This window comes from Pseudomonas sp. GW821-FHT04D07 (assembly GCF_059420225.1).
Window position 1 is genome coordinate 71,791 of sequence record NZ_JBWKTH010000016.1, and the last position, 25,267, is coordinate 97,057.

The 25,267-nt window shown below is 60.3% G+C and carries 19 protein-coding genes and 2 tRNA genes; 9 read left to right on the top strand and 12 right to left on the bottom strand.

Annotated features, from left to right (window positions below; genetic code table 11):
- The first annotated feature begins 26 nt into the window (after positions 1–26).
- Positions 27–917, top strand: coding sequence for a LysR family transcriptional regulator (locus AC07T0_RS19050; RefSeq protein WP_495002682.1), 891 nt, complete (start codon positions 27–29; stop codon positions 915–917).
- Between the two features lie 13 nt (positions 918–930).
- Here AC07T0_RS19050 and AC07T0_RS19055 read toward each other — a convergent pair whose 3' ends face one another.
- From AC07T0_RS19055 to AC07T0_RS19070, 4 genes are all read right to left on the bottom strand, one after another.
- Positions 931–1,503 (bottom strand): GNAT family N-acetyltransferase, encoded by a 573-nt coding sequence (locus AC07T0_RS19055; protein WP_495002683.1) that lies wholly within the window; start codon positions 1,501–1,503, stop codon positions 931–933.
- 163 nt (positions 1,504–1,666) lie between these two features.
- Positions 1,667–2,422: a DNA polymerase III subunit epsilon gene (dnaQ, locus tag AC07T0_RS19060; protein ID WP_495002684.1), complete on the bottom strand. Its 756-nt coding sequence runs from the start codon at positions 2,420–2,422 to the stop codon at positions 1,667–1,669.
- Complete coding sequence (gene rnhA / locus AC07T0_RS19065) at positions 2,415–2,867, bottom strand: ribonuclease HI (protein WP_495002685.1); 453 nt, start codon at positions 2,865–2,867, stop codon at positions 2,415–2,417. The genes dnaQ and rnhA overlap by 8 nt, the downstream gene beginning before the upstream one ends.
- Before the next feature lie 94 nt (positions 2,868–2,961).
- On the bottom strand, positions 2,962–3,720 hold the full coding sequence (locus AC07T0_RS19070) for a class I SAM-dependent methyltransferase (protein WP_495002686.1): 759 nt from the start codon (positions 3,718–3,720) through the stop codon (positions 2,962–2,964).
- Positions 3,721–3,794: 74 nt separating this feature from the next.
- On the opposite strand from AC07T0_RS19070, the gene gloB reads away from it, so the two are divergent.
- The 7 genes from gloB to AC07T0_RS19105 all read left to right on the top strand — a co-directional run bounded on the left by gloB (position 3,795) and on the right by AC07T0_RS19105 (position 13,672).
- Positions 3,795–4,574, top strand: a complete 780-nt coding sequence (gene gloB / locus AC07T0_RS19075; RefSeq protein WP_495002687.1) for a hydroxyacylglutathione hydrolase — start codon at positions 3,795–3,797, stop codon at positions 4,572–4,574.
- Between the two features lie 98 nt (positions 4,575–4,672).
- Positions 4,673–6,079, top strand: a complete 1,407-nt coding sequence (locus AC07T0_RS19080) for a transglycosylase SLT domain-containing protein (RefSeq protein WP_495002688.1) — start codon at positions 4,673–4,675, stop codon at positions 6,077–6,079.
- 211 nt (positions 6,080–6,290) lie between these two features.
- Entirely contained in the window at positions 6,291–8,123 is a 1,833-nt protein-coding gene (locus AC07T0_RS19085; RefSeq protein WP_495002689.1) for an extracellular solute-binding protein, read from the top strand.
- The gene (locus tag AC07T0_RS19090; protein ID WP_495002734.1) at positions 8,123–9,961 is read left to right on the top strand and encodes an extracellular solute-binding protein; all 1,839 of its coding nucleotides are present in this window, start codon (positions 8,123–8,125) and stop codon (positions 9,959–9,961) included. Before AC07T0_RS19085 ends, AC07T0_RS19090 begins: the two co-directional genes overlap by 1 nt.
- 1 nt (position 9,962) lies before the next feature.
- Positions 9,963–11,036 (top strand): microcin C ABC transporter permease YejB, encoded by a 1,074-nt coding sequence (locus AC07T0_RS19095; RefSeq protein ID WP_495002690.1) that lies wholly within the window; start codon positions 9,963–9,965, stop codon positions 11,034–11,036.
- A 1-nt stretch (position 11,037) separates the two neighbouring features.
- On the top strand, positions 11,038–12,057 hold the full coding sequence (locus AC07T0_RS19100; RefSeq protein ID WP_495002691.1) for an ABC transporter permease: 1,020 nt from the start codon (positions 11,038–11,040) through the stop codon (positions 12,055–12,057).
- Position 12,058: 1 nt separating this feature from the next.
- Positions 12,059–13,672, top strand: coding sequence for an ABC transporter ATP-binding protein (locus AC07T0_RS19105; protein WP_495002692.1), 1,614 nt, complete (start codon positions 12,059–12,061; stop codon positions 13,670–13,672).
- 85 nt (positions 13,673–13,757) lie between these two features.
- Here the strand turns inward: AC07T0_RS19105 and AC07T0_RS19110 are convergent, their stop codons facing one another.
- From AC07T0_RS19110 to tig, 6 genes are all read right to left on the bottom strand, one after another.
- Entirely contained in the window at positions 13,758–15,617 is a 1,860-nt protein-coding gene (locus AC07T0_RS19110; RefSeq protein WP_495002693.1) for a SurA N-terminal domain-containing protein, read from the bottom strand.
- Positions 15,618–15,858: 241 nt separating this feature from the next.
- Positions 15,859–16,131, bottom strand: coding sequence for an HU family DNA-binding protein (locus AC07T0_RS19115; protein ID WP_002552737.1), 273 nt, complete (start codon positions 16,129–16,131; stop codon positions 15,859–15,861).
- A gap of 148 nt (positions 16,132–16,279) precedes the next feature.
- Positions 16,280–18,676: an endopeptidase La gene (lon, locus tag AC07T0_RS19120; RefSeq protein WP_495002694.1), complete on the bottom strand. Its 2,397-nt coding sequence runs from the start codon at positions 18,674–18,676 to the stop codon at positions 16,280–16,282.
- Between the two features lie 138 nt (positions 18,677–18,814).
- On the bottom strand, positions 18,815–20,098 hold the full coding sequence (clpX, locus tag AC07T0_RS19125) for an ATP-dependent Clp protease ATP-binding subunit ClpX (protein ID WP_121138383.1): 1,284 nt from the start codon (positions 20,096–20,098) through the stop codon (positions 18,815–18,817).
- Positions 20,099–20,211: 113 nt separating this feature from the next.
- Entirely contained in the window at positions 20,212–20,847 is a 636-nt protein-coding gene (gene clpP / locus AC07T0_RS19130; protein ID WP_495002695.1) for an ATP-dependent Clp endopeptidase proteolytic subunit ClpP, read from the bottom strand.
- 93 nt (positions 20,848–20,940) lie between these two features.
- Positions 20,941–22,251, bottom strand: coding sequence for a trigger factor (tig, locus tag AC07T0_RS19135; protein ID WP_495002696.1), 1,311 nt, complete (start codon positions 22,249–22,251; stop codon positions 20,941–20,943).
- Between the two features lie 420 nt (positions 22,252–22,671).
- Here tig and AC07T0_RS19140 point away from each other — a divergent pair, with 420 nt between their 5' ends.
- Positions 22,672–24,606, top strand: coding sequence for an acyltransferase family protein (locus tag AC07T0_RS19140; RefSeq protein WP_495002697.1), 1,935 nt, complete (start codon positions 22,672–22,674; stop codon positions 24,604–24,606).
- A gap of 285 nt (positions 24,607–24,891) precedes the next feature.
- Here the strand turns inward: AC07T0_RS19140 and AC07T0_RS19145 are convergent.
- Positions 24,892–24,967, bottom strand: a tRNA-His gene (locus AC07T0_RS19145).
- A gap of 84 nt (positions 24,968–25,051) precedes the next feature.
- Positions 25,052–25,136, bottom strand: a tRNA-Leu gene (locus AC07T0_RS19150).
- Positions 25,137–25,267 lie beyond the last annotated feature (131 nt).

The following is a 25,267-nucleotide window of genomic DNA, read 5'->3' on the forward strand; positions in this document are numbered from 1 at the left end:
CTCCCGGCTGGACACGGACTTCAAGCATGCGTTTACGCCATATCGAAGTAATCCAGGCCCTCCTGCAGACCGGCAACCTCGGCGCCGCCGCCGAGTTGCTGCAACTGCCAACGGCCACCGTCAGCGCGACCCTGCAAGACGCCGAGCAACAACTGGGCTTCCTGCTGTTCGCCAGCGTGCGCGGACGGATGCAGGCAACCCGGGAAACCCGTGAGCTGCAACCCCTGCTGCACCGCCTGTATGCGGAAATAGAACCGCTGCGGCGCCTGGCCGGCAGCCTGCGCCAGCATCAGGACCCCGCATTGCGAGTGGTCTGCACACCGACCCTGGCCCAGCAACTGCTGCCCCAGAGCCTGGCGGCCTTGCGCCGACGCTTTCGCGAAACCCCCTGCACCCTCGCCAGCCAGCACACCCGCGAGATCGTCCGCGGCCTGTTGCTTCGGGAAGTTGAGCTGGGCCTGAGCCTGCACAACCCCGACCATCCACAGATCCAAGCCCAGCCCCTGGCCGAAGGCAAACTGCAATTGCTGGCGCCCCATGGCTGGCTGCAACCCAAGCAGAAGTACATCGCCCTGCAGGAATTGGCTGGGCAATCCATGGTCGGCCTGGAGGAACAGGACACCCTGAGCCTGATGCTCGACGGCAAGCTGCAAGCCTTGCGGCCGGCGCCGCAGGTACAGACCCGGGTGCAGACCTACCAGATGATGCGCAGCATGGTCGAAGCCGGTGAGGGTCTGGCGATTGTCGATCCGTTCACGGCCGTCGGGGCCAGGGCCGGCGGGCTGGATGTCTGCCCGTTGTCACCGGCCATCGGCGTCACGCTCTATGCCCTGACCTTGAAAGACCGCGAGCCGAGCGCCGCCTTGAAGGCCCTGCTGGAAATCATCGGCGAAAAAGCCACGGCGATGCTGCTCTAGAGCCGGCCGCCGCTCACGGTTGCCCGGCAAACAACAGATACCAGAAGACCGCCACCTCCGCGGTCTGCGCATCGATTCCGCGATAACGCAAATGATCGATCCCGCCCAGCACATAGCCGCAACGTTCGTACAGGCGACAGGCGCCCAGGTTGTTGTTCTGGGTTTCCAGCATGATCCCCGGCAGGTTCTTCTTGTGGCTCCAGAAACGCACCACATCCAGCAGCGCCCGGGCCACCCCATGGCGTCGTGCCGAGGCATCGACCGCCAGTTCGTCGACATGGGCAAAACCGTTCCAGTTGGTACTGACCACCACATGGCCCACCGCGCGGCCGTCCAGATAGGCCATGAAGATTTCGCTGTCCACCGCCGCTCGATAACTGGCGAACTCCTCGGGGTCGATGCCATAGCACTTGCGATAGGGCGCCACCGGGACCAGCGGCCATTGATCGACCCGCTTGCCGATTTCGGCCAGGCCATGGGCCTTGACCTGAAAGCTGAAATCGCTGCCCCAGATGTACTCGGAGAAACCAGCGTCAGCTACACGGACCGATACTTCGGGATACTTCTGGTTCGTGACTAAATGCATTGGGCCAACCATCCTCAAGCCTTGATGTCACGGTGCACGATCAGGAAGGGAAACCTCGACTTCCTGTCCGGGGACATCCGGTCCCCGGAAGGTGAAGCTCGCTGCACCGGCTCCTTCAGCTTAGAAGGACAATCGCCGCTGCACAAAAGATCATCCGCAGGCCTCAGTGGCGCTGCGCGTCGGCCTCGGCCAGTTGGGTCCAGAGCGCCGGCGCACCGGCGGATTTGGCGATGGCCTCAAGGCGCGCGAGGTGTTCGGCCAGGTCGCTGTCACTGGCGCGAATGATCCGCGCTGGCTGGCGATCGGCCGGCAGGCGGCGGATTTCGCTGGCCTGGTTGCCCGAACCTTCACCGGAACCGTTGCCATCGGTGGCGTTGCCGGCCAGGGACAGGCTGGTCTGACCACCGGTCATGGTCAGGTAGACGTCGGCGAGAATCTCCGAGTCGAGCAAGGCGCCGTGCAGTTCGCGGCCGGAGTTGTCGACGCCATAGCGCTTGCACAGGGCATCGAGGCTGTTGCGCTGCCCCGGATGCCGTTCCCGGGCCATCATCAGGGTGTCGAGGATGCTGCAGTGGCGGGTGATGTCGGCCCGGTCCTGCTGGCCCATCAAGGCGAATTCGTTGTTGATGAAGCCCACGTCGAACGCCGCGTTGTGGATGATCAGCTGGGCGCCCTTGATGAATTCGAAGAACTCATCGGCGACCTCGGCGAAACGCGGCTTGCCCACCAGGAATTCGTTGGTGATGCCGTGTACGCCGATGGCGCCTTCATCACTTTCACGGTCCGGCTGCAGGTAAACGTGGAAATGTCGACCGGTAAGGCGGCGCCCCATCAGCTCGACGCAACCGATCTCGATGATCCGGTGGCCGTCGGTGACCGGCATGCCGGTGGTTTCGGTATCGAGTACCACACTACGCATGCTTGATCCCCCGCACTTCGTCCACGCCACGGTTGGCCAGTTGGTCGGCCCGCTCGTTGCCGTGATGGCCGATATGCCCGCGCACCCACTTCCACTTCACCGTGTGACGACTGACCTGCTCGTCGAGCAGTTGCCACAGGTCGGCGTTTTTCACCGGCTCCTTGGCCGCGGTCTTCCAACCGCGTTTCTTCCAGTTGACCATCCACTCGGTGATGCCTTTCATCACGTACTGCGAGTCGGTAACCAGCAAGACTTCGCAGGGACGCTTGAGTTCTTCGAGGCCACGAATCGCCCCCATCAGCTCCATGCGATTGTTGGTGGTGTTGGCCGCGCCGCCCCAGAGTTCCTTCTCGACGCCCTTGCAGACCAGCAAGGCGCCCCAGCCGCCCGGGCCGGGATTGCCCTTGCAGGCACCGTCGGTGAAGAGTTCAACAGTATCGCTCATTACAACCTTTCCATCGAAAATGACCCCATGGCACGCCGGTAACTGACCGACGCATCCCGGGCCGAGCACGCTCGACCCTCAAGGAAGAAAATAGTTACTGTTCGCTTTGCCGCCGGTTGACCTTGGCCATCGGCAGCGGTACCAGCTTGCCGACCGGTTCGCGACGCACCTGGCGCACGGGCCGCAGGCCAACCACGATCTTGCGCGCGACCAATAGATAGAAGCCGCCGCCCGCCAGCTGCCATCCGCCGGCGACCCGCTCCCAGCCCGCCAGCCGCGCTTGCCAGGCCGCCGACGCCAGCGGCGGACGATAGCACCCGAAGCGGCGTTTCTCCAGCGCAAAGCCCAGCAGGTTGAGCCAGTCGGCGACCCGCGAGGGTGAAATGCAACGGGCCTTGCGCAGCGCGTCGTGGGCGAACACCCGGCGCAGCCCCCAGGTGCTCCAGGGATTGATGCCGATGATCAGCAGGTGCCCACCGGGGCGCACGGCGGCGGCGGCCTCGCGCAGCAGGCCATGGGGTGACAGACAGAAATCCAGGCCGTGCTGCAGCACCACCACGTCGGCGGCATGCTCGCTCAGCGGCCAGGCTTGCTCCTCGCAGACGATTTCCACCCCCGGCAGCGGCGCGCCAAGGCGCACGTTGCGGCGCACCTGCTCGGCCAGCGGCGGGGGCTCGGCCGACGGGCCGTAATGCACCAGGTAGCCGCCAAAATAACGTCCCAGCTCGTCCTCGAGCATGCGCCGCTCCTCGTCGAGCAGCAGTTGCCCCAGGGGGCCGGACAGCCAGTCGCGGGCCGCGCTGATCAGAGCCAGCCAGTCAGGATCAGCCTGAGCGAACGCTTTATCGGTCATTGCCTTCTCCAACTCGCCACAAGTGCTTCACAAGCACTAAGATGCGCCATTGTTTTGCGCTTGGGAATTGCACCATGATACAGATCGACGCGCTGCCCGCCTTCACCGACAACTACATCTGGTTGTTACAGGATACCACCCGACGCCGCTGCGCCGTGGTCGACCCGGGCGATGCCGCGCCGGTGCTGGCCTGGCTGGAACAGCATCCGGGCTGGCAGCTCGCGGACATCCTGGTCACCCATCACCACCACGATCATGTCGGCGGTGTCGAACGCCTGAAGCAGGCCAGCGGTGCCCGTGTACTGGGTCCGGCCAGTGAAAACATCCCGGCCCGCGACCTGGCTCTGCACGACAACGACAGCGTCACGGTACTCGGCCTCGAGTTCCAGGTGTTCGCCGTACCCGGCCATACCCTGGGACATATCGCCTTCTACCACGGGGATGCCGCGCGCCCGCTGCTGTTCTGCGGCGACACGCTGTTCGCCGCCGGTTGCGGCCGCCTGTTCGAGGGTACGCCGGAACAGATGCACCACTCCTTGAGCCGACTGGCCGCACTGCCGGCCGATACCTCCGTCTACTGCACCCACGAATACACCCTGAGCAACCTGCGTTTCGCCCAGGCGGTCGAGCCGCGTAACCCGGACATTGCCGAACGCCTGGCGCAGGTCAGCCACTGGCGGTCCGAGGGACGCATCAGCTTGCCGTCGAGCCTGGCCCTGGAGTTGAAGACCAACCCGTTCCTGCGGGTCGGTGAAACATCTGTTAAAGAAAAAGCAGACGAACGGAACGGCCTCGATAACACCTCGCCGAGTGAGGTTTTTGCGGCCCTGCGCCGTTGGAAAGACAGCTTCTGAGAGTGGTGCGGCCAAGGTTAAAAATCTGAATGGTTGACCGCACCCTGAGCGCTTTCTAGAATCGCCCGACATTTTCGCCCGGAACTCACTTCCAGCCAATGTCGTCATCCAACCGAAAACCCATCAATTCAGACGCATTGACGCGATTGGCTCAAGCTATCGCCGTGGCTGTGTCCGCCACCCTGGCGGGCTGCTCAGGCTTTCATCACCCCTCGGACAGCAACAACGAACCGACCCCGAACCTCAGTGCCCGGATCAAGCAGAAACCGATCTGGCTCAGCGAAAAGTCCAAGCCCACCCCGCCCCAGGACGTCTGGGAGCGCATGCGCCAGGGCTTCCAGTTGCAGGACGGCCTGGGGGTGAACCCGCGTATCGAACAACAGCGCCTGTGGTTCGCCAGTAACCCCGCGTTCCTGGAGAACGCCAGCTCGCGCGGCAGCCTCTACATTCATTACATCGTCGAGCGCCTGGAAGAACGCAACATGCCGCTGGAGCTGGCGTTGCTGCCGGTGATCGAAAGCGCCTACAACCCGATGGCCTATTCACGAGCCGATGCCGTCGGCCTGTGGCAGTTCATTCCGTCCACCGGACGCTCTTTCAACCTGCGCCAGGACCGTTTCTACGACGGGCGCAAGGACATCACCGCGTCCACCTTGGCGGCCATGAGCTACCTGACCCGCCTGCACGACATGTTCAACGGCGACTGGCTACTGGCCCTGGCGGCCTACAATGCCGGCGAAGGCACGGTCAGCCGGGCCATCGAGCGCAATGAAAAGCTCGGCCTACCCACTGACTACTGGAACCTGCCGCTGCCCCAGGAAACCCGCGACTACGTGCCCAAGCTGCTGGCCCTGTCCCAGGTGGTCATGGCCCCCGAAGCGTACGGCGTGAACCTGAACCCGATTGCCAACGAACCCTATTTCGCCACCGTCGAAGTCAACCAACCGATGGACCTGAGTCGGGTCGCGGCTCTGGCCGAGATCGACGAAGACGAGATGATCCAACTCAACCCGGCGTTCAAGCAGAAGGCCACGATGGACGGCCCGCAGCACCTGCTGGTACCCAGTTCCAAGGCACAGCTGCTGACCGCCAGCCTGTCGCGGATGAAACCCGAAGAGCTGATCGGCCTGCGACCGAAGAAACCGGTGTTCGAATCCCTTGCCGGCAACCCACCGGCACGCCTGACCCGCCGCTACAAGGTCAGGACTGGCGACAACCTGATCTCGATTGCCAAGGCCAACCGGGTCGACGTCAAGGACCTGCAGCACTGGAACAAGCTCTCGGGGCACCATCTCAAGGTCGGCCAGACCCTGGTCATGCAGGACAATACCCGGGCCACGGCAAGCAAGAAGGCCGCCACCACCTACAAGGTGCAGAAAGGCGATTCGCTGTATATCGTCGCCAAGCGCTTCAACGTCGAGATGCAGCACCTCAAGCGTCTCAACCCGCGCACCGGCCAGGCCCTCAAGCCCGGGCAGATCATCACGGTTTCCGCACCACGCTGATAATCGACAACCTCAAAAACACCGCGTCCCCGGTAGGAGCCGGCTTGCTGGCGACGGCGGCCAGACAGTCACTACAAGACTGGCGGGCCTCATCGCCGGCAAGCCGGCGCCTACCGGGGGCCGAGCGTACTCAGCAACGCCTTTTTCCTCCCGATACAAGCTGTTAAGGTACTGGCCCTATAGCCCAAGCCGCCTGGATCGGATCTCTGCCTTGACGCATCCCCTCCTCCTGCTGTTCTTCAGCCTGGCCTTGAGCTCTCCCGCAAGCGCGACGATCAGCGAAAGCCATGGTTATGCGCAGTTCGGCACGCTCAAGTACCCCGCCAGGTTCACCCACTTCGACTGGGTCAACCCCGACGCGCCCAAAGGCGGCACCTTGCGGGTGATGGCGTTCGGCACCTTCGACACCCTCAACCCCTACACCTTCAAGGGTACCAGCCCGGTCACCACGGCCAATTTCCTGCAGTACGGTGTCAATGAGCTCAACGCCACCCTGATGGCTGGCACCGGTCAGTACGCGCCCTCGGGAGATGAACCAAACGCCAGCTACGGCCTGATCGCCCAGTCGCTGGAGTACAGCGAAGACCGCAGCTGGGTGGTGTTCAACCTGCGGCCCGAGGCGCGCTTCCACGACGGCACACCGATTACCGCCTACGACGTGGCCTTTTCCTACCGCCTGCTGCTCAAGGAAGGTCATCCGCAATACCGCACCAGTCTGCAGGAAGTCTCACGGGTCGATGTGCTCACGCCCCAGCGGATCCGCTTCGTCTTCAAGCGCTCGGGCAATCCGCTGCTGATCCTGCGCCTGGGTGAACTGCCGGTGCTGGCGCAACACTATTGGCAAGGTCGCGACTTCACCGCCACCACCTTCGACCCGCCGCTGGGCAGTGGCCCCTATCGCATCAGCAAGGTGCAACCGGGCCGTCAGTTGGTCTTTGAGCGGGTCAGGAACTGGTGGGGCGAAAACCTGCCGGTCAATCGCGGCAAATACAATTTCGACCGCGTCGAAGTGGAGTTCTATCGCGACAGCGACGTTGCTTTTGAAGCGTTCAAGGCCGGTGAGTTCGATATCTATATCGAACACCAGGCCAAGAACTGGGCCAATGGCTACAGTTTCCCCGCCGTTGATCGGGGTGAGGTGATCAAGGCCCAGATCGCCCACCAGATCCCGACCCAGACCCAGGGCCTGTTCATGAACAGCCGCCGCGCCAGCTTTGCCCAAGACGGAGTGCGCGAAGCCATGGGCTTGATGTTCGACTTCGAATGGACCAACCGCACCCTGTTCGGCGGGGCCTACCAGCGGGCCATGAGTTTCTATCCCAACAGCGCGTTTGCCGCCACGGGGGTTCCGGCCGGCCAGGAATGGTTACTGCTCGCGCCCTACCGCGAACAACTGCCCGCCCGGCTGTTCAGCGAGCCGTTCAGCCTGCCGCGCACCGATGGCCGCGGCATTCCCCGCGAGACCCTGCGCCGCGCCCTCGCCCTGCTCGGCGAAGCCGGCTGGAAACTCGATGGCCAGCGCCTGCTGAACAAGAACGGCCGACCGCTGCGCTTTGAAATACTGCTGGTCAATCCGAGCCTGGAACGGGTCCTCCAGCCCTACGTCGAAAACCTCGCGAGCATAGGTGTAGACGCCCGCTTGCGAACAGTGGATCGTGCCCAGTACAAACAACGTCTCGACCAGTTCGATTTCGACATGATCCTGATGACCCTGGACCAGACCCTCAGCCCGGGACTCGAGCAGTGGCAGTACTTTCATTCCAGCCAGGCCGGCGTCAAGGGCAGCAAGAATTACACGGGAGTCGCCAGCCCGGTGGTCGACCACCTGCTCGAAGCCTTGCTGGCGGCCCGCACCCGGGACGAGCAACTGGCTGCCGGTCGCGCCCTCGACCGGGTCCTGCTGTGGCAGCACATCATGATTCCCAACTGGTACCTTGCCTATCATCGCCTGGCCTACCGCAACCGGTTCGCCTTTGTCACTACGCCGCCGTACACCCTGGGCCTGAGCGCCTGGTGGATGAAAGCTTCGGAGAAAGCCCAATGATGTTTTCGCGTGTCCTGTTCCTGCCCGTCAGCGGCCTGCTGTTCAGCGCCCTGGCCGGCCTCACGGTCGCCGCCCCACAACATGCCCTGACGCTCTATAACGAACCGCCGAAATACCCAGCCGATTTCCAGCACGTCGACTTCGTCAACCCCGACGCGCCCAAGGGTGGCACTTTCCGCCAGTCGGCCATGGGCGGTTTCGACAGCCTCAACCCCTTTATCACCAAGGGCGTGCCGGCCGACGGTCTCGACCTGATCTACGACACGCTGATGCGCCATGGCCTGGACGAACCCTTCAGCGAATACGGCCTGGTGGCGGAAAAAATCGAAAGAGCCCCGGATAACAGCTGGGTGCGCTTTTACCTGCGCCCCACGGCACGCTTCCACGATGGCCAGCCCATGCGCGCCGAAGACGTGGTGTTCAGCTTCCAGACCCTGATGAAGGACGGCGCACCGCTGTACCGGACCTACTACGCCGACGTCGACGAAGCCGTCGCCGAAGATCCGTTGCGAGTACTGTTCAAGTTCAAGCGCACCACCAACCGTGAACTGCCGCTGATTCTCGGCCAGTTGCCGGTGCTGCCCAAGCACTGGTGGGCCAATCGCGACTTCAACAAGGGCAACCTGGAATTCCCTCTCGGCAGCGGGCCGTACCAGTTGGCCGAGGTCAAGGCCGGCCGCTCGGTACGTTACGAGCGGGTCAAGGACTACTGGGCCAAAGACCTGCCGATCAACCGTGGCTTCTACAACTTCGATGCCATGGTCATGGACTACTACCGTGACGGCACCGTGGCCCTGGAAGCCCTCAAGGCCGGGCAGTTCGACTACTGGTTGGAGAATAGCGCGAAGAACTGGGCCAACGCCTACAACACCCCGGCCGTCGCCCAGGGCCGACTGATCAAGGAGCAGATCCCCAATCGCAATCCGACCGGCATGCAGGGCTTTATCTACAACCTGCGCAAACCCATGTTCCAGGATATCCGCGTGCGCGAGGCGCTGAGCCTGCTGTTCGATTTCGAATGGACCAACAAGCAGTTGTTCAACGGCGCCTATCAGCGTACCCGCAGCTATTTCGAAAACTCGGAAATGGCCGCCACCGGCCTGCCGGATGCCGCCCAGCTGGCGATCCTCGAGCCACTGCGCGGCAGGATTCCCGAGCAGGTCTTCAACCAGGCCTTCGAACCCTCGGTGTGCGACGCCAGCGGCATGATTCGCCCGCAACAACGCCGCGCCTACCAACTCCTGCAAGAGGCCGGCTGGCGTATCGTCGACGACAAGATGGTCGACGCCCAGGGCAAACCGGTGAGTATCGAGTTCCTGCTGGCCCAAAGCGATTTCGAACGGGTGCTGCTGCCGTTCAAGCGCAACCTCGCGGACCTCGGCATCGACCTGGTGATTCGCCGGGTCGATGTCTCCCAGTACATCAACCGCCTGCGCTCGCGAGACTTTGACATGGTCGTCGGCAGCTTCCCGCAGTCCAGCTCGCCGGGTAACGAGCAGCGGGAATTCTGGAAGTCGTCCAGTGCCGACAAACCCGGCAGCCGCAACCTCATGGGCCTCAAGGACCCGGCGGTGGATGAGCTGGTGGAAGCGCTGATCGACTCCGACTCCCGGCAGAACCTGGTGGAACACGCGCGCGCCCTGGATCGGGTGCTGCAATGGGGCTACTACGTGATTCCCAACTGGCACATCAAGACCTGGCGCGTGGCCTACTGGGACCATATCGGCCACCCGCGGGTTTCACCGGCCTACGATGTCGGTGTCTACACCTGGTGGATCAAGCCGGATGCCAAGCCGGCGGTATCGGCGCAAACCGACAGCACGAGCGCGGAGCAATAAGATGCTGGCCTATATTTTTCGCCGACTGCTACTGATCATCCCGACCCTGTTCGGCATCCTGCTGATCAACTTCGTGATCATCCAGGCTGCCCCCGGCGGCCCGGTGGAACAGATGATCGCCAAGATCGAGGGGTTCGAAGGCGCCACCAGTCGGATCGCCGGCGGCGGCTCGGAGGTTTCGGTGGCCGGCTCCAGCTATCGCGGCGCCCAGGGCCTGGACCCGGCCCTGATCAAGGAAATCGAGCACATGTACGGCTTCGACAAGTCGGCACCGGAACGCTTGTGGATCATGATCAAGAACTACGCGACCCTGGACTTCGGCAACAGCTTCTTTCGCGATGCCAAGGTCGTCGACCTGATCAAGGAAAAGATGCCGGTGTCGATTTCCCTCGGGCTCTGGAGCACCCTGATCATGTACCTGGTGTCCATCCCCCTGGGTATCGCCAAGGCCACCCGCCACGGTAGTCATTTCGATGTCTGGACCAGTTCGGCGATCATTGTCGGCTACGCGATTCCAGCGTTCCTGTTCGCGATCCTGCTGATCGTGGTGTTCGCCGGCGGCAGCTACCTGAACTGGTTCCCCTTGCGCGGCCTGACCTCGAACAACTTCGAGCAGTTGAGCCTCGGCGGCAAGGTCCTCGACTACTTCTGGCACCTGGCGCTGCCGGTCACCGCCCTGGTCATCGGCAACTTCGCCACCATGACCCTGCTGACCAAGAACAGCTTCCTCGATGAAATCAACAAGCAGTACGTGGTCACCGCCAAGGCCAAGGGCCTGACCCAGCGCCGCGTGCTCTATGGCCACGTGTTCCGTAACGCCATGCTGCTGGTCATCGCCGGCTTTCCCTCGGCCTTCATCGGCATCTTCTTCACCGGCGCCCTGCTGGTGGAAGTGATCTTCTCCCTCGACGGCCTGGGCCTGATGAGCTTCGAAGCGGCGATCAACCGCGATTACCCGATCGTCTTCGGCACCCTGTTCATCTTCACCCTGCTGGGGCTGGTGGTGAAACTGATCGGCGACATTACCTACACCCTGGTCGATCCGCGGATCGACTTCGAACATCGGGAGCATTGAGATGCAGTTATCCCCCCTCAATCGCCGACGTTTCCTACGCTTCAAGGCCAACAAGCGCGGCTGGTGGTCGCTCTGGCTGTTCCTGCTGCTGTTCGTCCTGAGCCTCGGCGCCGAGCTGATCGCCAACGACAAGCCGCTGCTGGTGCACTACGACGGCGGCTGGTATTTCCCGGCCCTCAAGCGCTATCCGGAAACCACCTTCGGCGGCGAGTTTCCACTGGAAGCCAACTACAAGAGCCCGTACATCCGCGAACTGCTCAAGGCCAAGGATGCCTGGACCCTGTGGGCGCCGATTCCGTTCAGCTATCAAAGCATCAACTACGACTTGCGCGTCCCGGCGCCGGCCCCGCCCTCAGCGGACAACCTGCTGGGCACCGACGACCAGGGCCGTGACGTGCTCGCGCGGGTGATCTACGGTTTCCGCATCTCGGTCCTGTTTGCCCTGACCCTGACCGTGCTCAGCTCAGTCATCGGCGTTATCGCCGGCGCCTTGCAGGGCTTCTACGGCGGCTGGGTCGACCTGGCCGGCCAGCGCTTCCTGGAGATCTGGTCCGGGTTGCCGGTGCTCTACCTGCTGATCATTCTCGCCAGCTTCGTCCAGCCGAACTTCTGGTGGCTGCTGGGGATCATGCTGCTGTTTTCCTGGATGAGCCTGGTGGACGTGGTACGCGCCGAGTTCCTCCGTGGACGCAACCTGGAATATGTCCGCGCGGCCCGGGCCCTGGGCATGCAGAACGGCGCGATCATGTTCCGCCATATCCTGCCCAACGCCATGGTCTCGACCATGACCTTCATGCCGTTCATCCTCACCGGCGCCATCGGCACCCTGACCGCCCTGGACTTCCTCGGCTTTGGCCTACCGGCCGGCTCGCCGTCCCTGGGCGAACTGGTGGCCCAGGGCAAATCCAATCTGCAGGCGCCCTGGCTGGGCATGAGCGCGTTCGCCGTGCTGGCCTTGATGCTCAGCCTGCTGGTGTTTATCGGTGAATCCGCTCGCGATGCCTTCGACCCGAGGAAGTAAGATGAATCAGGACAATCTGATCGAAGTGCGCGACCTCTCGGTGGAGTTCGTGGTTGGCGAGCAGCGCCAGCGGGTAGTGGAAAACATCAGCTTCGATATCCGTCGCGGCGAAACCCTGGCCCTGGTCGGCGAAAGCGGCTCGGGCAAGTCGGTCACCGCGCATTCGATCCTGCGCCTGCTGCCCTACCCCCTGGCCCATCACCCCAGCGGTACGATCCAGTATTCCGGGCGGGACCTGCTGACCCTGAAAGAGAAGACCATCCGCCATATCCGTGGCAACCGCATCGCGATGATCTTCCAGGAGCCGATGACCTCGCTGAACCCGCTGCACTCCATCGAGAAGCAGATCAACGAAGTGCTCGGCATCCACAAGGGCCTGACCGGCAAGGTGGCCACCCAACGCACCCTGGAGCTGCTGGAGCTGGTTGGCATCCCTGAGCCACACAAGCGCCTCAAAGCCCTCCCACACGAGCTCTCAGGCGGCCAGCGCCAGCGTGTGATGATCGCCATGGCCCTGGCCAACGAACCGGAACTGCTGATCGCCGACGAACCGACCACCGCCCTCGACGTGACGGTGCAACTGAAAATCCTCGAATTGCTCAAGGAGTTGCAAGCGCGCCTGGGCATGGCCCTGCTGCTGATCAGCCATGACCTCAACCTGGTGCGTCGGATCGCCCACCGTGTATGCGTCATGCAGCGCGGTCGGATCGTCGAGCAGGCCGACTGCGAAGCCTTGTTCCAGGCCCCGCAACATCCCTACACCTGTGAGCTGCTCAGCGCCGAACCACGTGGCGAGCCGGCCCTGACCCAGGTCGGTGAGCCGCTGCTGGAGGTGGACAACCTCAAGGTCTGGTTCCCCATCAAGAAAGGCCTGCTGCGCGGCACCGTGGACCATGTGAAGGCCGTGGACGGTATCCACTTCAGCCTGCCCCGGGGCCAGACCCTGGGTATCGTCGGCGAAAGCGGCTCGGGCAAATCCACCCTCGGCCTGGCGATCCTGCGATTGATCGGCAGCCAGGGCGATATCCGTTTCGAAGGCCAATCCTTGAGTTGCCTGTCGCAGAAACAGGTGCGGCCGTTGCGCCGGGAAATGCAGGTGGTGTTCCAGGATCCGTTCGGCAGCCTCAGCCCGCGCATGTGCGTCAGCCAGATTGTCGGTGAAGGCTTGCGCATCCATAAGATCGGCAACGAGCAGGAACAGGAAGCGGCGATCATCGCTGCCTTGAAAGAGGTGGGCCTGGACCCGGAGACCCGCAACCGCTACCCCCACGAGTTCTCCGGCGGGCAACGCCAGCGTATTGCCATTGCCCGGGCGCTGGTGCTCAAGCCGGCGCTGATCCTGCTGGATGAGCCGACCTCGGCCCTCGACCGCACGGTGCAGCGCCAGGTTGTCGAACTGCTGCGTTCGTTGCAGATCAAGTACAACCTGACCTACCTGTTCATCAGCCATGACCTGGCGGTGGTCAAGGCGCTGAGTCACCAACTGATGGTGGTCAAGCATGGCAAGGCCGTCGAACAAGGCGACGCGAAGGACATCTTTGCCGCGCCGCAACATCCTTATACAAAACAGTTGCTGGAGGCGGCATTCCTGGTGCCTGGGACGAGTCCGCTGTAGGCACAATCCTGCTGATTGGGGATAAAAAAAGACCGCTCGATGAGCGGTCTTTTTTATACAACGGGCGTTAGCTGAATCAATCGCCTCAGAAGCGCTTGATGTCCGCCTGGCCTTCCAGCTGCTTGCGGTACGCCGCGAAGTCCTGCTGGCCGGCACGGGAGGCGAGGAAGCGACGGTAGGACGCCTTCTCTTCTTCGCTTGGCGCCGCGCCTTCGTTCACGCCATTCAAGCGCACGAGCACCAGGCTACCATCGGCCAGGGTCACGGTGCTGAAGGTTGGCTTGTCCTTGCCTTCAGGCTTGGGCATACGGAACAGCGCTTGCAGCACCGCCGGATCGACCCCTTCCTGGCCACGGGTAACGGCTTCCTGGGTTTTCCAGGCCTGGCCGGCCGGCAGCGCCTTGCCGTCACGCAGGCTGGCGATCAATTCGTCAGCCTTGACCTTGGCCGCCGCCGTGGCGTGCTCCTTGGTCAATTGCTTGCGAATCGCGGCATCCACGCTGGCCAGTGGCAGTTGCTCAGGCTTGCGGTGTTCCTTGGCACGCAACACGACGATGGTCTCCGGGTCCAGCTCGATGGCGGTGCTGTTGGCACCCTCATTCAGCACTTCCGGACTGAACGCCGCCGTAACCACGGCACGGTTGGCTGCCACACCCTCACCACCTTCACGGCCGAACGGCGCGGAAGTGTGCACCTTCAGGTTCAGGTCCTGGGCCGGTTGGGCCAGGTCGGAGGCTTCGAACGAGGCATCTTCGAGCTGCTTGGTCGCTTCGACGAAACGCTGCTCCACTTGCTGGGTTTTCAGCTCACGGGTCAGTTTGTCCTTCAGGCTCGCGAAGGTCGGCACCTGCGGTGCCTCGACGCCCAGCAACTTGATCAGGTGATAACCGAACTCACTGCGCACCGGTCCCGACACCTGGTCCTTGGTCAAGGCATACAGCGCCTTTTCAAAGGCCGGGTCATAGACGCCCGGGCCGGCGAAACCAAGGTCGCCGCCATGGCTGGCCGAACCCGGGTCCTGGGAGAACTCCTTGGCCAGGGCATCGAAATGCTCGCCCTTGGCCAGGCGCTGCTGGATCTCTTCGATCTTCGCCTTGGCCTGGGCGTCGTTCACCTTGTCATTCACTTCGATCAGAATGTGCGCGCCCCGACGCTGCTCGGCGAGGTTCGCGGTTTCCTTCTGATACAGCGCCTGCAGGTCTTCGTCCTTGACGCTGACCTGGTCGAAGAACGAGGACTTCTTCAGCTCCAGGTAATCGACGACCACCTGGTCCGGCGTCATGAACTCCTTGGCATGCTTGTCGTAGTAGGCCTTGACCTCGTCATCGGTCAGCTTGACCGCCGACAGGTCGACCGGGACGTTCAGCGAGGCGAAATCACGGGTCTGCTTTTCCAGACGGGCAAACGCCAACACCTGGGCATCGGTGACGAAACCGCTGCCCGCCAGACCGGCACGGATCTGGCCGATCAGCATTTCCTGGGCCAGCATCTGGCGGAATTGCAGGCGACCGTAACCCAGCTGACGAATCACCTGGTCGAAACGATCGGAACTGAACTTGCCGTCGACCTGGAATTCAGGCGTTTGCAGGATGACCTGGTCCAGAGCGCCCTCGGAGAAAGCGAACTTCGACTTCTCGGCCCCCTGAAGCAGCAGCTTGCGGTCGATCAGCCCCTTGAGGGCGGATTCGCGGAGCATTTTCTCATCCAACAACGAGGCATCGAAATCCTTGCCCAGCTGCTGCATGAGTTGGCGACGTTGCATGTCGACCGCCTGGCTCAGCTCGGTCTGGGTGATCTCGTCACCGTTGACCTTGGCCGCGTCCTGGCTGGTGGAGGTGGCCCTGAAAATGGCATCGAAACCGGTCAGCGCCATCAATGCGACGATGACCCCGATGATGGTCTTGGCAATCCAGCCTTGTGAATTGTCCCTGATATTTTGCAGCATGCGTCCCCCAGAAACGGTTGAACTTCAATGTGGGCAACCGTGGAGCGTGGGTAGAATCCGGATAGAAGAAAGGCGCATCCGAGGATGCGCCTTCTCGTAACTGGCAGAGCGGATGAGGGCTCGAATACGCGTCCCTCGGCGTGTCAGGCTGGCCCTGAAAGGACCGTGGCCGACCGCTTCACCGCTCCGCGGCCAGATCAGGCAAGAACCCGACCCGGATAGGCAAAGGCTTGAACGAATGTCAGTTGACAGCTTCTTTCAGTGCTTTGCCGGCTTTGAAACCTGGCTTTTTGGCTGCAGCGATTTCCAGCGTCTTACCGGTCTGAGGGTTGCGACCGATGCGAGCAGGACGATCGGTCACGGAGAAGGTGCCGAAACCTACCAGTACAACGGAGTCGCCAGCCTTCAGAGCGCCAGTGACGGATTCGATGACTGCATCCAGCGCACGGCCAGCAGCAGCTTTCGGGATATCAGCGGATGCAGCGATAGCATCAATCAGTTCCGACTTGTTCACTCTAAGTCCCCTTATATCTATTGAGTATATTTCTAAGTTTTTGGGTGAAAGCTAAACCTGTGCTGAATGGCCTACAGACACTTAAGAGCCGCTTTATAACAAGGGCTCTAAAAAGCTGTCAAGGAAGCCACCCAGGCTTGATCCGAACTTAATGCGTGCTGATTCTTTCCTTAGAATCGGAGTCGCGCTTCTCATCTTTCGCGACGATCTCCGGAACCACATCTGGCAAGGGCTCCGGCGCGTATTGCAGCGCAATTTGCAGGACCTCGTCAATCCATTTAACCGGTTTAATCTGAAGATCTTGCTTGATATTGTCAGGAATTTCCTTCAGATCGCGCACATTCTCTTCAGGAATGATGACGGTCTTGATCCCACCGCGATGTGCCGCCAGCAATTTTTCCTTCAAACCGCCAATGGCCAGCACCTGACCACGCAAGGTAATTTCACCGGTCATGGCCACGTCGGCACGCACAGGAATACCAGTCAAGGCTGACACCAAGGCTGTACACATTCCTACGCCAGCGCTAGGGCCGTCTTTCGGCGTCGCCCCTTCCGGCATATGGATATGGGTGTCGCGCTTCTCATGGAAGTCCAGGGGGATGCCCAGGCTCTTGGCGCGGCTGCGCACCACGGTCAGTGCGGCGGTGATGGACTCAACCATGACATCGCCCAGGGAACCGGTCTTGATCAACTGCCCCTTGCCCGGCACCACGGCGGCTTCGATGGTCAACAACTCGCCACCGACCTGGGTCCAGGCCAGGCCCGTGACCTGACCGATCTGATCCTGTTGCTCGGCCAGGCCGTAACGGAATTTGCGCACCCCGAGGAAATGCTCCAGCAGCTCGGCCGTGACCCTGACCGAGAAGCGTTTTTCCATCGCATGTTCTTTCACCGCCTTGCGGCAGACCTTGGCGATTTGCCGCTCCAACCCACGCACACCGGCTTCGCGGGTGTAGTAGCGGATGATATCGCGAATCGCTTCGACCTCGAATTCCAGTTCGCCCTTTTTCAGGCCATTGGCCTGGATCTGCTTGGGCGACAGGTACTTGGTGGCGATGTTGATCTTCTCGTCCTCGGTGTAACCCGGCAGGCGGATCACTTCCATCCGGTCCAGCAGCGCTGGCGGGATGTTCATCGAGTTGGAGGTACAGAGGAACATGACATCGGACAGGTCGTAGTCAACTTCCAGGTAGTGGTCGTTGAAATTGTGGTTCTGTTCCGGGTCCAGCACCTCCAGCAACGCCGAAGCCGGATCGCCACGCATGTCGCTGCCCATCTTGTCGATTTCATCAAGCAGGAACAGCGGGTTGCGCACGCCAACCTTTGTCATCTTTTGTATCAATCTTCCTGGCATCGAACCGATGTAAGTCCGCCGATGACCACGAATTTCCGCTTCGTCACGCACGCCACCGAGGGCCATGCGTACGAATTTTCGGTTTGTCGCGTGAGCAATCGACTCAGCCAGGGAGGTTTTACCCACGCCAGGAGGTCCGACCAGGCACAGTACAGGGCCGCGAATTTTCTTCACGCGCTTCTGTACGGCGAGGTATTCGAGGATCCGTTCCTTGACTTCGTCCAGACCATAATGGTCCGCATCGAGAATGTCTTCGGCCCGCGCCAGGTCCAGGCGCACTTTGCTCTGGGCCTTCCACGGCACCTGCACCAGCCAGTCGAGATAGGAGCGCACCACGGTCGCCTCGGCGGACATCGGCGACATCTGCTTGAGCTTGTTCAGCTCGGCCAGCGCCTTGGTCAGGGCATCTTTCGGCAGACCAGCGGCGTCAATGCGCTTTTTCAGCTCCTCGACTTCGTTATGGCCTTCATCGCTGTCGCCCAATTCCTTCTGAATGGCTTTCATTTGCTCATTCAGGTAGTACTCGCGCTGGCTGCGCTCCATCTGCTTCTTGACGCGACCCCGAATGCGTTTCTCGACCTGCAACAGGTCGATTTCAGCGTCGAGCAAGGCCAGCACATGTTCGACACGAGCCGACAGGTCGACAATTTCGAGAATTTCCTGCTTCTGCTCGATCTTCAGGGCCATATGCGCGGCCATGGTGTCGACCAGGCGGCTCGGCTCATCGATGCTGTTCAACGACGACAGCACTTCAGCCGGGACTTTCTTGCCCAACTGCACGTATTGCTCGAACTGTGCCAGCAGGCTACGGACAAAAACTTCGGACTCACGGTCCGGTGCATCGGCCTCTTCGATCAGCGCCACTTCGGCGCGACAGTAACCGTCGACCTCGCTGAAACGCTCGACGGTGCCGCGCTGCTCACCCTCGACCAGCACCTTGACGGTGCCGTCAGGCAATTTCAGCAATTGCAATACGGTAGCGACTGTACCTACGCGATACAGCGCATCTTCGCCCGGGTCATCATCGGCAGGATTACGTTGGGCCAACAGCAGGATCTGCTTGTCGCCCGTCATCGCGGCCTCGAGGGCTTCGATAGATTTCTCGCGCCCCACAAACAGCGGGATAACCATGTGCGGATACACCACGACATCACGCAATGGCAGGAGAGGCAATTCTATGGTTGTCTTCATGATTTCGCCTCTACGGCGGCCGTACGGCCGGAAACAGGTGGATAAGCTTGAAACCAAGATGGGGGCTTGTTCGGAAAAAAACAAGCGCCAAAAGAAAAGGGGCCCGAAGGCCCCTTGTCAGGTCACAGTCTGCCGCACTCAGGCGTCAGGCGCGGCCTTGGCCTGCGGCTCGCTGTTCTCGTAGATGTACAGCGGCTTGGATTTACCCTCGATCACGCTTTCATCGATCACCACTTTGCTCACCTCGGACTGCGAGGGGATTTCATACATGGTGTCGAGTAGGACGCCTTCGAGGATCGAACGAAGGCCGCGGGCACCGGTTTTACGCTCCAGAGCACGCTTGGCGACGGATTTCAGTGCATCGGCACGGAACTCCAGGTCAACCCCTTCCATTTCGAACAGTTTGGCATACTGCTTGGTCAAGGCGTTCTTCGGCTCGGTGAGAATCTGCATCAACGCAGCCTCATCCAGCTCGTCCAGCGTCGCCAGGACCGGCAGGCGACCGACGAATTCCGGGATCAGACCGAACTTGACCAGATCGTCAGGCTCGACTTCACGCAGGGACTCACCGACCTTCTTACCTTCTTCCTTGCTACGCACTTCAGCGCTGAAACCGATGCCGCCACGGGTGGAACGGCTCTGAATAACCTTTTCCAAACCGGAGAACGCACCACCACAGATAAACAGGATATTGCGGGTGTCTACCTGCAGGAATTCCTGCTGCGGGTGCTTGCGACCGCCCTGGGGCGGAACGGAGGCCACCGTGCCTTCGATCAACTTCAGCAAGGCCTGTTGCACGCCTTCACCGGAAACGTCCCGGGTAATCGAAGGGTTATCGGACTTGCGGGAAATCTTGTCGATTTCGTCGATGTAGACAATGCCCATCTGAGCCTTTTCCACATCGTAATCGCACTTCTGCAACAGCTTCTGAATAATGTTTTCCACGTCCTCACCTACATAACCCGCCTCGGTGAGGGTGGTTGCATCGGCGATGGTGAACGGCACATTCAGCAGACGGGCCAGTGTTTCAGCCAGCAAGGTCTTGCCCGAACCGGTCGGGCCGATCAGCAGGATGTTGCTTTTGCCGAGCTCGACGTCGTCACTTTTCTTGTCACGTTGGTTCAGACGCTTGTAGTGGTTGTAGACCGCTACCGCCAGAACCTTTTTCGCACGTTCCTGACCAATCACATACTGATCAAGGATGCCGCTGATTTCTTTAGGCGAAGGCAATTTATGCGCGCTGCTTTCGGCCTGTGCTTCCTGCACCTCCTCACGGATGATGTCGTTGCACAGGTCGACGCACTCGTCGCAGATAAAGACCGAGGGGCCGGCAATCAATTTGCGTACTTCATGCTGGCTTTTGCCACAGAAGGAGCAATAAAGCAGCTTGCCGTTGTCCTCGCCGTTGCGGGTGTCAGTCATTCGTTCGATCCAAATCCGATAGGCTTGCAACACAAGATGAAGGCTATTGCGGGCTTTTTCAAGCCCGCTGGTGATCGGAGCAGCCGACCCACCTTATTTTGAGCTGCTTAATGTTAAGCGGGGCGCTTGTCGATCACTTCGTCGATCAACCCGTAGTCACGCGCGGCGTCTGCACTCATGAAATTATCACGGTTGGTATCGCGCTCGATTTCTTCAAGGGTGCGCCCACTGTGCTTGGCCATCAGCGTGTTGAGACGCTCACGAATGAAGAGGATTTCCTTGGCATGGATTTCGATATCCGACGCCTGGCCCTGGAAACCACCCAGTGGCTGGTGAATCATCACACGCGAGTTCGGCAGGCAGAAACGCTTGCCCTGGGCACCGGCGGTCAGCAGGAACGCGCCCATGCTGCACGCCTGACCAATACAGGTGGTCGACACGTTTGGCTTGATGAACTGCATGGTGTCGTAAATCGACATGCCCGCCGTCACCGAACCGCCCGGGGAGTTGATGTAGAGATGGATGTCCTTGTCCGGGTTTTCCGCTTCAAGGAACAGCAGCTGCGCACAGATCAGGTTGGCCATGTAGTCCTCTACCGGGCCCACCAGAAAAATCACCCGCTCCTTGAGAAGGCGCGAGTAGATGTCATAGGCGCGTTCGCCACGAGCGGACTGCTCGACAACCATCGGGACCAAGCCGCCTGCGGCCTGGATATCAGAGTTCTGCTGAATATAGGAATTACGGAACATGCTCTGCAGTCACTCCCAAATAGTCATGTCTTGAATACGCATAAGCCAGCGCGAGGCTGGCTTATGGTGTGTATTTTCCAACGAGTCAGAAAATCAGTCGGCTTGTGGAGCTTCCACCGGCTTGACTGCTTCTTCGTAGGAGACCGATTTATCGGTCACATTCGCCTTCTGCAGAACAGTATCCACAACTTGTTCTTCCAGCACAACCGAACGGACTTCGTTCAGTTGCTGGTCGTTCTTGTAGTACCACGACACAACCTGCTCTGGCTCCTGGTAGGCCGAAGCCATTTCCTGGATCAGCTCACGTACGCGGGTTTCATCAGGCTTGAGCTCGAACTGCTTGACCACTTCAGCCACGATCAGACCCAGCACGACACGGCGCTTGGCTTGTTCTTCGAACAGCTCGGCCGGCAGTTGGTCAGGCTTGATGTTGCCGCCGAACTGTTGAACGGCTTGCACCCGCAGACGATCCACTTCGTTGGACAGCAGGGCCTTCGGCACTTCGATCGGGTTGGCGGCCAGCAGACCGTCCATGACCTGGTTCTTGACCTTGGATTTGATCGCCTGACGCAGTTCACGCTCCATGTTCTTGCGAACTTCGGTGCGGAAACCATCCAGACCGCTTTCCTTGATACCGAACTGGGCGAAGAAGACTTCGTTCAGCTCAGGCAGGGTCGGTGCAGACACGCTGTTGACGGTAACGGTGAACTCAGCGGCTTTGCCAGCCAGGTCCAGGTTCTGGTAGTCAGCTGGGAAAGTCAGGTTCAGAACGCGTTCTTCACCGGCTTTAGCGCCTACCAGACCATCTTCGAAGCCCGGGATCATGCGGTTGGAGCCCAGCACCAGCTGGGTGCCCTTGGCGGAACCGCCAGCGAAGGCTTCACCGTCGACCTTGCCGACGAAATCGATATTCAGCTGATCTTCGTTCTGGGCAGCACGATCGGCCACTTCGAAACGGGTGTTCTGCTTGCGCAGGATTTCCAGCATGTTGTCCAGATCCGAGTCCGCCACGTCAGCGCTCAGGCGCTCGACAGCAATGGAGTCGAAACCGGCAACAGTGAACTCAGGGAACACTTCGAACGTCGCAACGTATTCCAGGTCCTTGCCCTTCTCCAGCACTTTCGGCTCGACAGAAGGCTGACCGGCCGGGTTCAGCTTCTGCTCAACCACGGCTTCATAGAAGGAGGACTGGATCACATCGCCCACCGCTTCCTGACGGGCATCCGCCTCGTAACGCTGGCGAATCACGCTCATTGGCACCTTGCCAGGGCGGAAGCCTGCAATCTTGGCCTTTTGGGCAGTCTGCTGCAGACGCTTGTTGACCTGGGTCTCGATGCGCTCAGCTGGCACGGTGATGCTCATGCGGCGCTCAAGAGCCGATGTATTTTCAACAGAAACTTGCATGGATATTCCTCGTTGCACAGACATTAGCCGGCCGTTTCCGACCTCAGAAGCAAGGGCAAGCATTCTAGTGGGTCGGACTCAAGAAGTCACCCTACTGAAAACGGGTAAAAACAGCCGGCCATCATCGGACATGAGCCACCCTTGAGCCAGGCGCCCCGGACAGGCGGTCACTCAATCGTCTTTCTATTATATAGAAGGCGCGCAGGAATACGTCACGGTGGCAGCGCGCATAAGCCCCCGCCCGTATCGGGCAACCCACTGAACACCTCCAGATCCAGGTTCGTCGGGCCTTGCGGGGCAGCGTCGGCCTGGATTATCACAACCCCTCCACAGACCGGCAATCCAGCTATTGCGCCAACCGGTTAACGGTTACGCTACGGCGCTTTATAAACAGGCGATGCGCCGGAGCGACCAGTACCGATGACATCACTCAAACTTGAGCAGCCGCTGGGGAAAGCAGCCAGTCATTCGCAGATTGCGTATCGCCAGGACATCGATGGCCTTCGCGCCATCGCCGTCATCGCCGTCGTGATTACCCATGCCTTCCCCACCCTGCTTGGCGGCGGATTTATTGGCGTCGATATTTTCTTTGTTATTTCCGGCTTCCTGATTTCATCCATCCTTTTCAAGAACCTGCAGAGCGACACCTTTAGCCTCGGACACTTCTATGCCAGGCGAATAATACGAATATTCCCCGCACTCATTGCCGTACTGATGTTCTGCCTGGCGTTCGGCTGGCTGGCACTGCTCGCAGACGAATACACCTTGCTGGGAAAGCATACGCTGGCAGGCGCTGCCTTTATCTCGAACCTGATGTTCTGGAGCGAGACAAGTTACTTCGATGTCGCGGCAGAAGCCAAACCACTCCTGCACTTATGGAGCCTCGGCATTGAAGAGCAGTTCTATCTGGCATGGCCATTGATTCTGCTGTTGCTCTGGCGAACCCGCGCCAACCCGGGCTTGGCCATTGCCGCCCTCGCCACCCTGTCATTTGCCCTGAATATCCACCAGGCAACCCACAACCCCACGGCCGATTTTTACTCGCCGCTCAGCCGTCTCTGGGAGTTACTGGTCGGTGCGCTGCTTGCGTGCGCGGCTGGCAAATGGAAACCCGCCATCGGCATCAGCAACACCCTATCTCTCGCCGGAACCCTGCTGATTGTCAGCGGCCTTGCCACTATTACCCGCTCCAGCGTGTTCCCCGGAAGCCTTGCACTGCTACCCGTCATTGGCGCGACACTGCTCATTGCCGCAGGCCCCCAGGGACTGATCAACCGCACAATCCTGTCCAGCAGGCTGCTGGTCGGTATCGGACTTATCAGCTATCCGCTTTACCTGTGGCACTGGCCCCTGCTGTCGTTCGACCGAATCATCGAGAGCGCCACTCCATCTCTGGAGACCAGAATCGCCCTGGTCATCCTCGCGCTTGCGCTGGCCTGGGCGACCTACCGATTCATTGAAAGCCCCATCCGTCTTGGCCGCTTCAAGAACCCGGCGGCAGTAGGACTCCTCGCCGCGACGATGATCCTCGTCGCGATCACGGCACTGACCATCCAGGCCAATAATGGATTCCCGTCCAGGGCAGGCGCCAACCCGGTGAGCATCTACCCGGACGATCTCGGCCGCGACCCCTATATTGCCTACCTGAACAAACACTTCTCCCGGTGCTCGGACGAAAAGCTCAAAAGTTTCTCGGCCTATGATCCCGGCGCCAACGGCTACCGCTGCTTTCAGTCGAAACCGTCCAGCCCGGTCGATATGCTGCTGATTGGCGATAGTCACGCAGAGCACTTGCTGCCCGGACTGTCAGAACAGTTCAAGGACTTGAACGTAGCCTCTTTCATTCATGTCGACCTCCCCGTTATTGACAGTGAAAAATTCAAAGACGCCTTTGAGATCGCCCTCGCCGACAAAAACATCAAGACGGTGATCATTTCCGCTGCCTGGGAAGGAAAAATAGTACCTACGCTTGATAACTTGCCGACCCGCCTGAAAAACACCTTTGACGCCTTCAAGCATTCAGGAAAGAAACTCTACGTATTGGATGACATACCGTCATTCCTGTTCGACTCCGCGAAATGCAAGTACGGAAGACGTTTCAGTGGCAGCGGCCAGACCTGCTCATCGGCGCTTGCCGAGCATCTCAACCGGCGAAAATACTACTACGACATGCTCCAATCAGCGGTTACGGCGAGCGGTTATCCAACACTCATTCAAACCTACAAATATTTCTGCACCGAAAAATCCTGCAGCATGACCCAGGACGGTTCGCTGCTCTATCGCGACAGCAACCATCTCACGATATCTGGATCGGAATACCTGGCACGTAGGCTTCTACAGGACAAGACGCTTTGACCCGGCAAGTTCGACCGCGCCACCTGACAACCCTCTCCAGCCGATAAAAAGCGGGCGGAGGAAGGAGCACTGGAAGGCAGCAGCCAAGTAAATTCCGATCGAGGCAGACACCCTCACGAACAAGCTGGAAATTGGCGCAAGACAACGAAGAATGGCGAAACTCGAGGCAATAAAAAAACCGCTCAAGGCGGCCTCTTTACTCGGTTTTGCAAAAGTCAGCGGACCTTGGCGAAACCTGACAAAAAAAAAACGCCAGATGATTAATCTGGCGTCTTTATTCGAATATGGGGTGGACGATGGGGATCGAACCCACGACAACAGGAGTCACAATCCTGTGCTCTACCAACTGAGCTACGCCCACCATATTGCCTGTTCAAAAAAATCGATCAGATCGACCTCTTTGCTCAGTCCCACCAACGCCAATCGGCCCTGATGAAACTTTATTTGGTGCGGATGAAGAGACTCGAACTCTTACGCCTCGCGGCGCTGGAACCTAAATCCAGTGTGTCTACCAATTCCACCACATCCGCGCATGAAACTTTTAAAGCAAAGGCGCCAGACTGTTCATCTGGCGCCTTTTCGAAATATGGGGTGGACGATGGGGATCGAACCCACGACAACAGGAGTCACAATCCTGTGCTCTACCAACTGAGCTACGCCC

Excerpts from the sequence above, each read along its gene's own strand:
- AC07T0_RS19050 (WP_495002682.1), top strand. The coding sequence starts at position 27 with ATGCGTTTACGCCATATCGAAGTAATCCAGGCCCTCCTGCAGACCGGC.
- AC07T0_RS19055 (WP_495002683.1), bottom strand. The coding sequence starts at position 1,503 with ATGCATTTAGTCACGAACCAGAAGTATCCCGAAGTATCGGTCCGTGTA.
- dnaQ (WP_495002684.1), bottom strand. The coding sequence starts at position 2,422 with ATGCGTAGTGTGGTACTCGATACCGAAACCACCGGCATGCCGGTCACC.
- rnhA (WP_495002685.1), bottom strand. The coding sequence starts at position 2,867 with ATGAGCGATACTGTTGAACTCTTCACCGACGGTGCCTGCAAGGGCAAT.
- AC07T0_RS19070 (WP_495002686.1), bottom strand. The coding sequence starts at position 3,720 with ATGACCGATAAAGCGTTCGCTCAGGCTGATCCTGACTGGCTGGCTCTG.
- gloB (WP_495002687.1), top strand. The coding sequence starts at position 3,795 with ATGATACAGATCGACGCGCTGCCCGCCTTCACCGACAACTACATCTGG.
- AC07T0_RS19080 (WP_495002688.1), top strand. The coding sequence starts at position 4,673 with ATGTCGTCATCCAACCGAAAACCCATCAATTCAGACGCATTGACGCGA.
- AC07T0_RS19090 (WP_495002734.1), top strand. The coding sequence starts at position 8,123 with ATGTTTTCGCGTGTCCTGTTCCTGCCCGTCAGCGGCCTGCTGTTCAGC.
- AC07T0_RS19095 (WP_495002690.1), top strand. The coding sequence starts at position 9,963 with ATGCTGGCCTATATTTTTCGCCGACTGCTACTGATCATCCCGACCCTG.
- AC07T0_RS19100 (WP_495002691.1), top strand. The coding sequence starts at position 11,038 with ATGCAGTTATCCCCCCTCAATCGCCGACGTTTCCTACGCTTCAAGGCC.
- AC07T0_RS19105 (WP_495002692.1), top strand. The coding sequence starts at position 12,059 with ATGAATCAGGACAATCTGATCGAAGTGCGCGACCTCTCGGTGGAGTTC.
- AC07T0_RS19110 (WP_495002693.1), bottom strand. The coding sequence starts at position 15,617 with ATGCTGCAAAATATCAGGGACAATTCACAAGGCTGGATTGCCAAGACC.
- lon (WP_495002694.1), bottom strand. The coding sequence starts at position 18,676 with ATGAAGACAACCATAGAATTGCCTCTCCTGCCATTGCGTGATGTCGTG.
- clpX (WP_121138383.1), bottom strand. The coding sequence starts at position 20,098 with ATGACTGACACCCGCAACGGCGAGGACAACGGCAAGCTGCTTTATTGC.
- clpP (WP_495002695.1), bottom strand. The coding sequence starts at position 20,847 with ATGTTCCGTAATTCCTATATTCAGCAGAACTCTGATATCCAGGCCGCA.
- tig (WP_495002696.1), bottom strand. The coding sequence starts at position 22,251 with ATGCAAGTTTCTGTTGAAAATACATCGGCTCTTGAGCGCCGCATGAGC.
- AC07T0_RS19140 (WP_495002697.1), top strand. The coding sequence starts at position 22,672 with ATGACATCACTCAAACTTGAGCAGCCGCTGGGGAAAGCAGCCAGTCAT.